Source organism: Halorubrum zhoui (genome assembly GCF_051194155.1).
Classification (GTDB): Archaea; Halobacteriota; Halobacteria; order Halobacteriales; family Haloferacaceae; genus Halorubrum.
Genome location: NZ_JBLZNJ010000003.1, coordinates 127,163 through 140,830, shown reverse-complemented (window position 1 = coordinate 140,830; position 13,668 = coordinate 127,163). Strand labels below are relative to the sequence as shown.

Here is a 13,668-nt window from a genome sequence, read left to right as displayed (position 1 = left end):
CGCGCCGGTAGGACTCACTGCGATCAACACATGAGCACGGAAGAACAACAGGACGACTCGACGGAGGAGGACCTCCAGTACTTCGTCCGGATCGGGGGCGCGGACCTCGACGGGACGAAGACGGTCGAGCGAAGCCTATCTGAACTCAACGGAATCGGCACGCGCATGGCGCGGCTGGTCGCCGAGGAGGCCGACGTGGACCGCACGGCCACGTTCGGGCTCCTCGACGAGGCGGACATCGAGGCGGTGGTCGACGTCGCCGAGAACCTCGAAGACCACGTCCCGTCGTGGATGACCAACCGACAGAACGACTTCTTCACCGGAGAGACGACCCACCTCGTCGGCACGGACGTCGAAGAGAAGCGTCGTCACGACATCAACCGGATGAAGCTGATCGAATCGTACAAAGGCGTTCGCCACAAGCGCGGCCAGAAGGTCCGCGGCCAGCGAACGAAGTCCACGGGTCGAACCGAGGGGACCATCGGGGTCAACGTCGAGGAGATCCGCGAGGAGATGGGCGACGAGGAGGGCGGTGAAGAATGAGCACCGGCAAGAACACCAAGGGCTACGAGACCCCGAACCACCCGTACCAGGGCGAGCGCATCGCCGAGGAGTCCGATCTCCTCTCGCGGTACGGGCTGAAGAACAAAGAGGAGCTCTGGCGTGCACAGTCCGAACTGCGTCGCATGCGCCGTGAGGCACGACGCCTCCTTGGCGACGCACAGGGTGACGTCGACGTCGCCGGCGAGACCGGCGCCGAGTTCGTCGCTCGACTGCGCCGAATCGGCATCCTCGGCGACGCCGACGACATCTCGTCGGTGCTGTCACTCGACGTGACCGACCTCCTGGAGCGACGGTTCCAGACGGTCGCGTACCGACAGGGATTCGGCTCCTCGCCGCAGCAGGCCCGCCAGTTCATCGTTCACGGCCACGTCACCGTCGACGGCGCACGCGTCACGCGCCCGTCGGTGAAGATGGACGTGAGCGACGAGAGCGCCATCGCGTTCGACGAGACCAGTCCGCTCGCGGACGACCTCCACCCCGAGCGCGCGGAGTCACAGGAGTAACTACCCATGAGTGGATCTGACAACGGAAAGTGGGGCATCGCCCACGTGTACGCGTCGTTCAACAACACGCTCATCACGGTCACCGACGAGACTGGCGCGGAGACGATAGCCAAGTCCTCCGGTGGGACCGTGGTGAAACAGAACCGAGACGAGGCGTCGCCGTACGCCGCCATGCAGATGGCAGAGGTCGTCGCCGAGCGGGTCAAAGAGGCCGGTCTCGAGGGCGTGCACGTTCGCGTGCGCGGCCCCGGTGGCAACCTCAACAAGTCGACCGGCCCCGGCGCACAGGCGACGATCCGAGCGCTCTCGCGTGCGGGCATCGAGATCGGCCGCATCGAAGACGTGACGCCCATCCCGCACGACGGGACGAAGGCGCCGAAGAACAAGCGAGTCTGACATGACTGACGCCGACTTCGACGTCGAGTACGTCGAACGGGACGACCGCAGCGCGCGGGTGTTGATCCGCGGGCTCACCCCGGCGTTCGCCAACGGCATCCGCCGGGCGATGATCGCGGACGTCCCGACGTTCTCGATCGACACCGTCCGGTTCCTCGAGAACTCCTCCGTGATGTTCGACGAGATGATCGGGTTGCGGCTGGGGCTCGTTCCCCTGACGACGCCACTCGACGAGTTCGAGCTCGGCGACACCGTCACGCTCTCGCTCGACGTCTCGGGACCGGCGACCGCGTACTCCGGCGACCTCGAGTCGGCGGAGCCGCTCGTAGTGCCCGCAGACGAGAACGTCCCGATAATCGAGCTGAAGGAGGGACAGACGCTGGCGCTCGAGGCCGACGCGGTGTTGGCGTCCGGCACCGACCACGCCAAACACCAGGGCGGGGTCTCGGTCGGCTACCGCCACCTCCAGCGCGTCTCGATCGACGGCGATCGCGGCGAGTTCGACGACGAGGAGCCACAGATCCTTCGCGGCGTCGTCGAGACGCCGGAGGGCGAGATCGTCGTCACCGACGAGTTCGACAACGACCTCACCGAACGGTATCCGGACGAGGAGGTGTCCGTCGAGGACGTCCCCGGCGCGTTCGTCTTCCACGTCGAGACGGACGGCTCGTTCACCGCAGCCGAACTGTTACTCCACGCGATCGACTCACTCGAGGCGCGCGCGGACGAACTACGGACGAAAGTCGCAGTGTAAGCGATGCCGGCACCACTCACCACCACCGACGGTCGCCGCCCGGCGGCGAGCGGCGTGTCCGGTCCGAGCGGTCGGACCGAAAGTGGTTTGAGTGGAGCCGGAGTACGACGGAGTGTTCGCAGGGATAGCCAAGTCAGGCCAACGGCGCAGCGTTCAGGGCGCTGTCCTGTAGAGGTCCGCAGGTTCAAATCCTGCTCCCTGCACTCCGATTTTCACGAATCCCACCAGGGAGACAGCAATGAGTAGCAAGACGAATCCACACTTACAGAACCTCATCGCCGATCTAAAGTCGGTCTCGCGTGACACCGGTGCCAACGTTTGGCAGGACGTCGCCGACCGACTCGAGAAGCCCCGGCGCACCCACGCCGAGGTCAATCTGGGTCGCATCGAACGGTACGCAAACGAAGACGAAGCGGTCGTCGTTCCGGGCAAGGTGCTCGGCAGCGGCGTCCTCCAGAAGAACGTCACCGTCGCCGCCGTCGACTTCTCGGGCACCGCCCGCACGAAGATCGAACAGGCTGGCGAGGCGGTGCCGCTCGAGCAGTTCGTCGAACAGAACCCCGAGGGCGGGAACGTCCGGGTGATCCGATGAGTCTCGCGAAGGTCGACGCCGACGTCGTCGTCGACGCGCGCGACTGCATCCTCGGTCGCGTCGCCTCGAACGTCGCCCAACGCGCGCTCGACGGCGAGACGATCGCCGTGGTCAACGCCGAGCAGGCGGTGATCACCGGCAACGAGGAGTCGACGATGGAGACGTACCACACCCGTGCGGGACTCGGCTCCGACAGCGGGCCGTACTACCCCAAGCGGCCGGACCGCATCTTCAAGCGCTCGATCCGCGGCATGCTGCCGTACAAGACCGACGACGGCCGCGAGGCGCTCTCGAACGTCCGCGTCTACGTCGGCAACCCGTACGAGCGCGACGAGGACGCCGAGGCGGTCGTCGTAGACGGCACCTCGCTGGATCGGCTCTCAAACATCAAATTCACCACGCTCGGCGCAATCGCCGAGTCGCTGGGGGCTAACGTCACATGGTAACAAACACCTCAGGCAAAAAGAAGACGGCCGTCGCTCGCGCAACGGTGCGCGACGGAGCGGGTCGCGTGCGAATCAACTCACGACCAGTCGAGCTGGTCGAGCCGGAACAGGCCCGGCTCAAGATGCTCGAGCCGTTCCGCATCGCCGGCGAGGAGCTGCGCGACGGCGTCGACATCGACATCGACGTCGCCGGCGGCGGCTTCAGCGGTCAGGCCGACGCGACGCGGACCGCCATCGCCCGTGGACTCGTCCAGCACCTCGGTGACGCCGAGCTGCGCGACGCGTACATGAACTTCGACCGCACGCTGTTGGTCAACGACGTGCGGCAGTCCGAGGCGAAAAAGTGGGGCGGACCTGGCGCCCGGGCTCGCTACCAGAAGTCGTACCGCTGAGGTGGTCAGAGCATGATGATCCCCGTCCGGTGTTTCACCTGCGGCAACGTCGTGGGCGAACACTGGGAAGCGTTCAGAGCACGCGCCCGTGAGGGCGACGAGGACCCCGGCGAGGTGCTCGACGACCTCGGCGTGAACCGCCACTGCTGTCGACGCATGTTGGTCAGCCACCGCGACCTCGTCGACGTCGTCGCCCCCTACCAGTGACCATGTCCACACAGCGATACAACCGATACGAGAAGGCACGAATCCTTGGCGCCCGAGCACTGCAGGTGTCGTACGGCGCGCCCGTGCTGATCGACACAACCCAGACGGAGCCGATCCTCGTCGCCGCAGAGGAGTACGACGCGGGCGCGCTCCCCTTTACGGTTCGGAGGGAATCCAACTGATGACACGAATCACCAGCGTCTCGCTGCGTCGCATCCTCGACTCGCGTGGCAACCCGACCGTCGAAGCCGACGTACTCACGGAGTCGGGCGGCTTCGGCCGCGGTGCCGCCCCGAGTGGGGCCTCGACCGGCGAGTACGAGGCCATCGAACTGCCCGCCGCGGAGGCGATCGCGGCGGCTCGCGAACACGCCGTGCCCCGACTTGAGGGGCTGTTCGTCGGCGACCAGCGCGCCGTCGATGCCGCACTCCACGCGGCCGACGGCACCGACGACTTCTCTGCCATCGGCGCGAACAGCGCGGTTGCCACGTCGATGGCGGCGGCGAAGGCCGGCGCCGACGTGCTCGGCATCCCGCTGTATCAGCACCTCGGCGGTGCGTTCCGCGGCGACGGCTTTCCGACTCCGCTTGGTAACGTCGTCGGCGGCGGCGAACACGCCAAGGAGGCGACACACATTCAGGAGTTCCTCGCCGCGCCCGTCGGCGCACCGAGCGTCTCGGAGGCCGTCTTCGCGAACGCCGCGGTGCACGCCGCGGTCGGCGACGTCCTCGACGAGCGAGGCGTTCCAGCGGCGAAGGGCGACGAGGGCGCGTGGGCCCCCGCGATTTCTGACGCCGAGGCGTTCGAGGTCGTCGAGGACGCCGTCGACCGCGTCGCCGACGAGGTCGGCTTCGAGGTCCAGTTCGGCCTCGACGTCGCGGCCGCCGAGCTGTACGACGCCGACCGCGACGCGTACGTCTACGGCGACGAGACGCGGACGACCGCCGAGCAGGTCGACTACGTCGCCGAACTCGTCGAGGAGTACGACCTCGCATACGTCGAGGACCCCCTCGACGAGAACGACTACGAGGCGTTCGCCGAGCTGACCGACCGCGTCGGCGACCAAACGCTGATCTGTGGTGACGACCTCTTCGTCACCAACGTCGAACGGCTCCAGGCCGGCATCGACGTCGGCGCGGCCAACAGCATCCTGATCAAGCCGAACCAGATCGGGACGCTCTCGGACGCCTTCGACGCGGTCGAACTCGCCACCGAACACGGCATGGAGAGTGTGATCTCTCACCGCTCCGGCGAGACCGAAGACGCGACCATCGCTCACCTCGCTGTCGCGACCGACGCCGGCTTCATCAAGACCGGCACGGTCGGCGGCGAGCGAACCGCCAAGCTGAACGAACTGATCCGCATCGCGGACGACGCGGTGTGACGACCCCATACAACGCATGACAGAGGACAACGACGCGGTCGAACTCGACGAGACAGCCGACACCGAGGCGGCGATCGACGAGGCGGCCGACACGACAGCGGACCAGCCCGCCGACGCGGCCGCCGACGAGGCGCCTGCCGACGCTGAACCAGCAGTCGAGCCGCCAGCCGACGCTCCAGCCGAGGAGGCGTCAGCGGACGCCCAGACCGAGGAGACAGCGCCGGACGAGCCGGCCTCGCCGTTCGACGACGACGTCATGCCCGACGAAGACGTCGACCTGTTGATCCCCGTCGAGGACTACCTCTCTGCGGGTGTCCACATCGGAACCCAACAAAAGACGGCCGACATGGAGCGGTTCATCCACCGCGTCCGCGACGACGGGCTCTACGTGCTCGACGTGAGCGAGACCGACGGCCGCATCCGCACGGCGGCCGACTTCCTCGCGAACTACGACCCCGAACAGATCCTGGTCACCTCCTCGCGACAGTACGGACGGTTCCCCGCCGAGAAGTTCGCCGACGCGGTCGGCGCTCGCGCCCGGACCGGCCGGTTCATTCCAGGGACGCTAACGAACCCCGACTACGCCGGCTACATTGAGCCGGACGTCGTCGTGGTGACGGACCCCATCGGTGACGCCCAGGCCGTCAAGGAGGCGATCACGGTCGGTATTCCCGTAATCGCGATGTGTGACTCGAACAATCAGCTCTCGAACGTCGACCTCGTCGTCCCGACGAACAACAAGGGGCGGCGCGCACTGTCGGTCGTCTACTGGCTGCTCGCCAACGAGACGCTCGATCGCCGCGGCGCCGACACCGTGTTCGCGCTCGACGACTTCGAAGACGAATTATAGCGCGACGACCGCGTCTTCGACGCACCGCATTTTCACACCACCCGAGTGACTACCCAGCGCCGCAAACACAACGCCTGTATGGGTTCGGAGTGTGAGTCGCGACATGACCGTCTGTGAGGCGCCGGGGAAGGTGTACCTCTTCGGCGAACACGCCGTGGTGTACGGCGAGCCGGCCGTGCCGGCGGCGATCGAGCGGCGTGCGCGCGTAACCGTCGAGCCGCGGGCGGACGATCACGTTCGGGTCACCGCGGCGGACCTCTCGCTCGATGGATTCACCGTCGAGTACGCCGGTACCGTCGACGACCCGCCGGACGTGAACGTCCCGGCATCGCTCGTCGACGCGGCGATGGGGTACGTCGACGCCGCGGTGAGACAGGCGCGTGCAGCCGCGGACGCGCCCGACGCCGGCTTCGATATCACCGTCGAGAGCGACATCCCGCTGGGCGCGGGGCTCGGCTCGTCGGCGGCCGTCGTCGTCGCCGGCATCGACGCGGCGACGCGGGCGCTCGGTGTGCCACTCGATAGACGGGAACTCGCCGACAGGGCGTACCGCGCCGAGTTCGAGGTCCAGGACGGGCAGGCGTCGCGCGCAGACACGTTCTGCTCGACCATGGGCGGGGCCGTCCGCGTCGCGGGTGACGACTGTGAGTCGATCGACGCGCCGAGTCTCCCCTTCGTGATCGGGTTCGACGGCGGGGCGGGCGACACCGGTGCGCTCGTCGCGGGCGTGCGGGCCCTCCGAGAGGAACACGACTTCGCGGCCGATACGGTGGCGTCGATCGGGGACCTGGTCCGAGAGGGGGAGACGCTGCTCGCCGACGCCGATCCGACCGTGTCCCCCTCGAGTGAGCTGCTCGACGGGCTCGGTGAGTTGATGGATTTCAACCACGGACTGCTGGCCGCCCTCGGCGTCTCGGCGCGGTCGCTCGACTCGATGGTGTGGGCGGCTCGCGAGGCCGGAGCACACGGCGCGAAGCTCACCGGAGCCGGCGGCGGCGGGTGTATCGTCGCGCTCGATCCGAGCCCCGAGACGCCAACGGCGCTCTCGTTCACCCAGGGTTGTGTCGAGGCCTTCCGTGCGGAGCTCGCGACCGACGGCGTCCGCGTGGTGGAGCCGTGACCGACCGGTCGTCGACGCCGCGTGACCGCGAGTCGCCGGTCGTCCTCAAGCTGGGCGGGAGTCTGATCACGGCGAAGGATCGACCGGAGACGGTCGACAAAGCGGCGCTCGCGGCCGCCGGGGACGCCGTCGCCGCGGCGGACGTCGGGGGGTCGCCAGGCCGCGGCGACACAGATACGAAGACGACCCGGACCGCCGGACTCGTGCTCGTCCACGGTGGCGGGAGCTTCGGTCACCACCACGCGAGTGAACACGGCCTCTCGACGACCGACGGCAGCGACGACGTCGCGGCCGTCGCCGACGTCCACGGCGCGATGGGTGTTCTCACCGACGCCGTGCTCGCGGCGCTCCGCGAGCGAGGCGTGCCCGCGGTTCCGGTCCACCCACTCTCACTTGCGGCGCGGGAATCGGGTGCCGAGGGGTCGCTCACCCTCCCGCTCGCGTCGGTGCGAACGCTCCTGGCGGAGGGGTTCGTCCCCGTCGTCCACGGCGACCTCGTCGCGACCGCAGGCGCGGGCGTGACGGTCGTCTCCGGCGACGAACTCGTCGTCGAACTCGCCGGGGGGCTCGGTGCCGACCGGGTCGGGGTGTGTTCGACGGTTCCGGGCGTCCTCGACGGCGACGGCGACGTGATACCCACGATCGACGCCTTCGAGCCGGTCGTAGAGGCGGTCGGCGCGAGCGACGCGACCGACGTCTCCGGCGGTATGGCGGCGAAGGTTCGCGAACTGCTCGCGCTCGACGCCCCGGCGTCCGTGTTCGGTCCGGCCGACCTCGAGGCGTTCCTCCGCGGGGCGAACCCCGGCACGACGATCGAGTGACCCACAAGACATACGCGGAGACCGCGTGAACGTCGACGCGACATGGCGGAGCCAACGCTCACGCGCCGGGGAGTGCTCGTCGCCGCGGGGACCGCCCTCGCCGGCTGTGCTGGAACGGACCGGACGACGCCGGCGCAGTCGGGGACAAACGAAAGCGACACCACAGCTGAGTCGACGCCGGGTTCGACGCGGACGGAGAGCCCGTACACGCGAGTCTATCGGGAAACGATAGACGGCGTCGTCCTCGTGCAGCCGCCCCGTGGGCAGGGGACCGGATTCGCGTACGACGCGAGCCACGTGGTCACGAACGCCCACGTCGTCAAAAGCGCGAGCGAGGCCGAGATCCGGTTCCAAACGGGAGCGTGGACGACCGGCACGGTGGTCGGCACGGACCCGCACAGCGACCTCGCGGTGCTCGACGTCGGGTCGCTGCCGACGGGCGTCGACCCGCTCTCGCTCGCAGACGGTCAGCCCGCGATTGGCCAGGAGGTCGTCGCCATCGGCAACCCGTACGACCTGAACGGCACGGTCACGACGGGCATCGTGAGCGGGGTCAATCGGGCGATTCCGGCCCAAACTGGCTTCACCATCCCGGACGCGATCCAGACGGACGCGGCCGTGAATCCCGGCAACAGCGGGGGGCCGCTGGTCGCACTCGACGGCGACGTCGTCGCGGTGATCAACTCCGGTGGCGGCGACAACATCGCGTTCGGCATCTCTGCGGCCCTGACCAAACGGGTCGTCCCGTCGATCGTCGAGACGGGGACGTACGACCACGCGTACCTCGGCGTCTCACTCGCACCGGTGACGCCGACGATCGCGGCCGCAAACGACCTGCCGGAGCCGCGCGGACTGCTGGTCGTCGACACGGTCGCCGGCGGTCCCTCGGACGGGATCCTCCGGCCGAGTTCCGACACCGAACTGGTCGACGGCCGTCAGGTGCCCGTCGGCGGCGACGTCGTCACCGCCATCGACGACGAGCCGGTACAGACGACCGAGGACCTCGGCAGCCACCTCGCCTTACAGACGCGACCCGGGGCGACGGCGACCCTCCGCGTGCGACGTGACGGCGAGTCGACGACGGTCGTGGTGCGCCTCGGTGTGCGCCCCACGCGATGACGTTACCCCGTCCCCGGAGCGTGGTCGGCCGCCTGTACGGTCGCCAGACGGTGTCGGACTGGACAGAATCCTTATTCACCACAGCCCCGTCTGACGCGTATGAACGACGCGGCGGTGCGCGAGCGGCTGCGAACGGTCCAGGACCCCGACCTCGGCGACGACGTCGTCTCGCTCGGCCTCGTGAACGACGTCGACGTCAACGAGGCGGCCGAGGAGGTTCACGTCTCGCTCGCGCTCGGTGCGCCCTTCTCGCCACACGAGTCGGCGATCGCCGCCGACGTCCGCGAGGCGCTCTCGGACGTCGACCTCGAGGTGTCGTTGTCGGCGTCGATCCCGGATCCGGTCGACCGTTCGGAGCAGGTGTTACCCGACGTCGAGAACGTGATCGCCGTCGCCTCCGGGAAGGGTGGCGTCGGCAAGTCGACGATGGCGGTGAACCTCGCCGCGGGGCTCGCCGCGCTCGGCGCTCGCGTGGGACTGTTCGACGCCGACGTGTACGGGCCGAACGTCCCGCGGATGGTGGCGGCCGAGGACCGCCCCGAGACCGACGGTGACACCATCGTGCCACCGGAGGCGTACGGCGTCCGCCTGATGAGCATGGACTTTCTCACCGGCGAGGACGACCCGGTGATCTGGCGTGGACCGATGGTTCACAAGATCATCACCCAGTTGGTCGAAGACGTCCAGTGGGGCGACCTCGACTACCTCGTGTTGGACCTTCCCCCAGGTACTGGTGACACCCAGCTCACGATCCTCCAGACGCTACCGCTCTCGGGGGCCGTCATCGTCACCACGCCCCAGGACGTCGCGCTCGACGACGCGGTGAAGGGGCTCCGGATGTTCGGCAAACACGACACGAACGTCCTCGGCATCGCCGAGAACATGGCCGGCTTCCGGTGTCCCGACTGCGGCAGCGTCCACGACATCTTCGGCAGCGGCGGTGGCGCGGCGCTCGCCGAGGAGAACGACCTCCCGTTTCTGGGGGGCGTCCCACTCGACCCCGACGTGCGGGCGGGCGGCGACGACGGCGCCCCGGTCGTCTTAGCGGAGGGAGACACCGCCGACGCGTTCAAGATCGTCGTCGAGAACGTCGCGAACAACACCGGACTGGTGCGGCGGCGCGAGGTCGCCACGGACCGATGACTGGTGAGGACGGCCGGGCCGACGAGGACGACACGATCAGCGAGGACGACACGACCAGCGAGGACGACACGATCAGCGAGGACGACACGATCAGCGAGGATCGAGGTGTCGGCGACGACGGGTCGGTCGACCCGCTCGAGGCGGCCGGCGTCGACCCGGTCGTCCCCGCGGACGCACCCACTGGTGACTTCCCGGACGACGAGGCGGTTCGCGAGTTTCTTCGGGCGATCGCCGAGGATGTGCGCGGTGACGACACCGAGAGCGCCCAGCTCGCCGCGATACTGTATCGAGTCTCCGATCTGTACGACCCTGCCGAGTCGACCTCGCCGACGGAGATATACCTGAACGTCAGACACATTATGCGGATCACAGCCCAGGGCGGACTCGAACGCTGAGGCCGGATTACGGTACACTGCGTCCAATCGTCGTTTCTGACGTATCGACCAGCGAGTGCCCTACTTGCGGTGGCGCGCGCCTCGCAGGCCGCCGAAGGCGGGCTTGCGAGCGCGCGCGAGGGATGAGCGAGTCGCCCGTGGGCGACTCGCGAATCGGCTGGGGAGGGTGTGGCAAAGTCGTGTCCGGCTGTCGCAGGTCGTCTCGGTCACATCGCCACCGTCGTACACGTACTGGAGAGGGTGTGGCCAACTGGTGTCCGGCCGTCGCGCGGTCGTATCGCTCATAGAGCCACCACACCAATCGTACACGTACTAGAGAGGGTGTGGCTGAAAGGAGCGTCCGGGCGTCTTGGACCGTCTCGGCCACACCCCCACCACAATCGAACGGATTGGAGTCGAGAGCCACCTCGCACACGGTCTGTATGCGAGCGTAACGACTATGCCACCGAGTTTCGTATCGTCGTTCATGGACTGGCCACACGACCCCGACGGCGAGCAGGGCAGCGAGGGCATGCGAAAGTACGGCCACGCGGTGCTCGCAAAGAAGATCGACGAGTCGGAGGACTTCCCGCTGTCGGCTGCCGAGTACGTCGAGGCGTACGGCGACCACCCGGTGCGGATCGACCACGAGACGATCGTCTCCGTCGAAGAGATATTCGAGGGCGTCGAACGCGAGGAGTTCGCGGACTTCGTCGAGTTCCACCGTGAACTCGGCCGGGCGATGCGCGAGAACGGCTACTGGTTCTACGAGGGCGCCGAGACGTTCGTCGGCGAATCGGCGTGAGCGGCTCCGGCCAGGGCTTCCGTCTCCACTCGTTTTAATCTCTCCCGGGGTGACCGGCCGACATGCCATCCGAGCGAATCGTCGTGCTCGCCCACGAGAAGTTCCCCGACGGCGCAAAAACCGCCCTCGGCGTCATGCGATACGGCGACCAGGCGGTCGCTGCGGTCCTCGACCGCGACCGCGCCGGCGACCGCGTCGCCGACCACGCCCCCGACCTCGACGACGCACCGATCGTCGCGTCGTTCGAGGACGCCCTCGCGGCCGCCGAGGGAGCCATCGACGCGCTCTACGTCGGTATCGCGCCCATCGGCGGCGGATTCGACGACTCCTGGCGGGCGGACGTCCGGGCCGCGATCACCGCCGGCTGTGACGTCGTGAGCGGCCTCCACTACTTTCTGAACGAGGACGCCGAGTTCGCCGCACTCGCCGCGGACCACGACGTCGACCTACGCGACGTTCGCCGGCCACCGGACGACATCGGCGTCGCGAGCGGTCGGTCCGCCGACGTCGACGCGGACGTCGTGCTCACCGTTGGGACGGACTGTTCGGTCGGCAAGATGACCGCGGCACTCGAGATCGTCGCGGCCGCGCGCGACCGCGGCATCGACGCCGCCTTCGTGCCCACGGGCCAGACGGGGATCATGATCGCCGGGTGGGGGACCCCGATCGACCGCGTAGTCTCCGATTTCACCGCGGGAGCCGTCGAGGATCTCGTTCTCACGGCGGGCGACGGCCACGACCTCCTCGTCGTCGAAGGCCAGGGAACGATCGTTCACCCGGCGTACTCGGCAGTGACCTGCGGCATCCTTCACGGCGCGATGGCCGACGGGCTCGTGTTGTGTCACGCGGCCGGCCGCGACGCGATCCACGGCTACGAGTCGGTCGCGATCCCACCGCTCACCGACTACGTCGACCTCTACGAGGATCTTGCGGCGCCGGTCCACGAGACCCACGTCGTCGCCGGCGCGGTGAACACGAAGTCGATAGACGACGACGTGGCAGCCGAGGTTGCCGTTTCCGACGTCGCCGAGACGCTCGACGTCCCCACGGCCGACCCCGTGCGTGACGGCGCCGACCGGATCGTTGACGGCATCGTCGACGCGGGGCTCGGCGAATGACCCTCGAGACGGCCGCCGAGCGGGTGACGCTCCCGCTCGCAGATCCGTTTACGATCTCTCGGAGCACCCAGACCGACGCCGAGAACCTGATCGTCACCGTGACCGACGAGGCGGGCCACACCGGTGTCGGAGGGGCAGCGCCCTCTAAACACTACGGCGAGACGGCCGACACCGTCGCTGCGGTGCTCTCGGACCTGCTCGCGGACGTCGAGTCGGTCGGCGACCCACACGCGCTCGAACAGATCGAGACTCGCATGCGCTCGACCGTCGCGGACAACCCAGCGGCGCGGTGTGCGGTGTCGATCGCGATGTGGGACCTCGCTGCAAAGCGGGTCGACCTCCCGTTGTACCGGCTGTGGGGACTCGACCCGTCGGCGACGCCAGTCACCTCGTTCACCGTCGGCATCGACACCACGGCGCGGATGCACGAGAAGGCAGCAGCTGCGGCCGAGGCCGGGTACTCGCTTCTGAAGGTGAAACTCGGCGGCGACCGCGACCGTGAGATCGTCGAGGCGGTGCGCGATGCGGCTCCGGCGGCGACGCTCCGGGTCGACGCGAACGAGGCGTGGACGCCACGGGAGGCGGTGATGAAAAGCGGCTGGCTCGCGGACCTCGGCGTGGAGTTCGTCGAACAGCCCGTACCGGCGTCGAACCGCGAGGGCCTCCGGTTCGTCTACGAGCGGTCGGCACTGCCGATCGCGGCCGACGAGTCGTGTGTCACGGCGGCCGACGTCCCCGCGGTCGCGGACCGCTGTGACATCGTGAACCTGAAGCTCATGAAGACGGGCGGGCTCGCGGAGGCTCGTCGGGCGATCGCAACGGCGCGGGCACACGGACTCGAGGTGATGCTCGGCTGTATGATCGAGTCGAACGCGTCCATCGCCGCCGCCGCACACCTCGCCCCGTCGGTAGACTACGCCGACCTCGACGGCTCGCTACTGCTCGAGACGGACCCGTTCACGGGCGTCGACCTCGCCGGCGGCTCGATCGACCTGGCGGCGACAGACCGCCCCGGAACGGGCGCGGTTCGAGACGACCGATAAAACTCGGGCTCGGTCGACGCCGAGCGCGACGACCGAC

Annotated in this window: 19 protein-coding genes and 1 tRNA gene; all 20 read left to right on the top strand. The window is 68.4% G+C overall.

The genetic code is table 11. The features are described from left to right. Positions 1-30: 30 nt before the first annotated feature. The 20 genes from ACNTAO_RS04890 (at position 31) to ACNTAO_RS04795 (ending at position 13,631) form a co-directional block, all read left to right on the top strand. Entirely contained in the window at positions 31-543 is a 513-nt protein-coding gene (locus tag ACNTAO_RS04890; RefSeq protein ID WP_435160843.1) for a 30S ribosomal protein S13, read from the top strand. Then, positions 540-1,067, top strand: coding sequence for a 30S ribosomal protein S4 (locus tag ACNTAO_RS04885; protein ID WP_435160842.1), 528 nt, complete (start codon positions 540-542; stop codon positions 1,065-1,067). The genes ACNTAO_RS04890 and ACNTAO_RS04885 overlap by 4 nt, the downstream gene beginning before the upstream one ends. Positions 1,068-1,073: 6 nt before the next feature. Continuing rightward, on the top strand, positions 1,074-1,463 hold the full coding sequence (locus tag ACNTAO_RS04880; RefSeq protein ID WP_435160841.1) for a 30S ribosomal protein S11: 390 nt from the start codon (positions 1,074-1,076) through the stop codon (positions 1,461-1,463). Between the two features lies 1 nt (position 1,464). After that, positions 1,465-2,217, top strand: a complete 753-nt coding sequence (locus tag ACNTAO_RS04875; RefSeq protein ID WP_435160840.1) for a DNA-directed RNA polymerase subunit D — start codon at positions 1,465-1,467, stop codon at positions 2,215-2,217. Positions 2,218-2,335: 118 nt separating this feature from the next. Beyond that, positions 2,336-2,420, top strand: a tRNA-Leu gene (locus ACNTAO_RS04870). A 35-nt stretch (positions 2,421-2,455) separates the two neighbouring features. Further along, positions 2,456-2,809, top strand: coding sequence for a 50S ribosomal protein L18e (locus tag ACNTAO_RS04865; RefSeq protein WP_435160839.1), 354 nt, complete (start codon positions 2,456-2,458; stop codon positions 2,807-2,809). Next, positions 2,806-3,255, top strand: coding sequence for a 50S ribosomal protein L13 (locus tag ACNTAO_RS04860; protein WP_435160838.1), 450 nt, complete (start codon positions 2,806-2,808; stop codon positions 3,253-3,255). The genes ACNTAO_RS04865 and ACNTAO_RS04860 overlap by 4 nt, the downstream gene beginning before the upstream one ends. After that, positions 3,249-3,647 carry a 30S ribosomal protein S9 gene (locus ACNTAO_RS04855; protein ID WP_435160837.1) on the top strand — a complete coding sequence of 133 codons (399 nt, stop codon included), beginning with the start codon at positions 3,249-3,251 and terminating at the stop codon, positions 3,645-3,647. Before ACNTAO_RS04860 ends, ACNTAO_RS04855 begins: the two co-directional genes overlap by 7 nt. Before the next feature lie 12 nt (positions 3,648-3,659). Further along, the gene (locus ACNTAO_RS04850) at positions 3,660-3,854 is read left to right on the top strand and encodes a DNA-directed RNA polymerase subunit N (RefSeq protein ID WP_435160836.1); all 195 of its coding nucleotides are present in this window, start codon (positions 3,660-3,662) and stop codon (positions 3,852-3,854) included. Positions 3,855-3,856: 2 nt separating this feature from the next. Continuing rightward, positions 3,857-4,036, top strand: coding sequence for a DNA-directed RNA polymerase subunit K (locus tag ACNTAO_RS04845; RefSeq protein WP_435160835.1), 180 nt, complete (start codon positions 3,857-3,859; stop codon positions 4,034-4,036). Further along, entirely contained in the window at positions 4,036-5,238 is a 1,203-nt protein-coding gene (gene eno, locus ACNTAO_RS04840) for a phosphopyruvate hydratase (RefSeq protein WP_435160834.1), read from the top strand. Before ACNTAO_RS04845 ends, eno begins: the two co-directional genes overlap by 1 nt. A gap of 16 nt (positions 5,239-5,254) precedes the next feature. Continuing rightward, a complete protein-coding gene (gene rpsB, locus ACNTAO_RS04835) occupies positions 5,255-6,088 on the top strand; it encodes a 30S ribosomal protein S2 (RefSeq protein ID WP_435160833.1) in 834 nt (277 codons plus the stop codon). A gap of 103 nt (positions 6,089-6,191) precedes the next feature. Beyond that, entirely contained in the window at positions 6,192-7,208 is a 1,017-nt protein-coding gene (gene mvk, locus ACNTAO_RS04830) for a mevalonate kinase (protein WP_435160832.1), read from the top strand. After that, positions 7,205-8,029: an isopentenyl phosphate kinase gene (locus ACNTAO_RS04825; RefSeq protein WP_435160831.1), complete on the top strand. Its 825-nt coding sequence runs from the start codon at positions 7,205-7,207 to the stop codon at positions 8,027-8,029. Before mvk ends, ACNTAO_RS04825 begins: the two co-directional genes overlap by 4 nt. Positions 8,030-8,071: 42 nt before the next feature. Further along, on the top strand, positions 8,072-9,148 hold the full coding sequence (locus ACNTAO_RS04820; protein ID WP_435160830.1) for a S1C family serine protease: 1,077 nt from the start codon (positions 8,072-8,074) through the stop codon (positions 9,146-9,148). 99 nt (positions 9,149-9,247) lie between these two features. Continuing rightward, a complete protein-coding gene (locus tag ACNTAO_RS04815; protein ID WP_435160829.1) occupies positions 9,248-10,291 on the top strand; it encodes an Mrp/NBP35 family ATP-binding protein in 1,044 nt (347 codons plus the stop codon). Between the two features lie 35 nt (positions 10,292-10,326). Further along, on the top strand, positions 10,327-10,686 hold the full coding sequence (locus ACNTAO_RS04810) for a DUF7976 family protein (RefSeq protein WP_435161354.1): 360 nt from the start codon (positions 10,327-10,329) through the stop codon (positions 10,684-10,686). A 466-nt stretch (positions 10,687-11,152) separates the two neighbouring features. Continuing rightward, a complete protein-coding gene (locus ACNTAO_RS04805; RefSeq protein WP_435160828.1) occupies positions 11,153-11,470 on the top strand; it encodes a DUF5785 family protein in 318 nt (105 codons plus the stop codon). 62 nt (positions 11,471-11,532) lie between these two features. Continuing rightward, positions 11,533-12,588, top strand: a complete 1,056-nt coding sequence (locus ACNTAO_RS04800; protein ID WP_435160827.1) for an N-acetyltransferase DgcN family protein — start codon at positions 11,533-11,535, stop codon at positions 12,586-12,588. Then, complete coding sequence (locus ACNTAO_RS04795) at positions 12,585-13,631, top strand: dipeptide epimerase (protein WP_435160826.1); 1,047 nt, start codon at positions 12,585-12,587, stop codon at positions 13,629-13,631. Before ACNTAO_RS04800 ends, ACNTAO_RS04795 begins: the two co-directional genes overlap by 4 nt. Positions 13,632-13,668 lie beyond the last annotated feature (37 nt).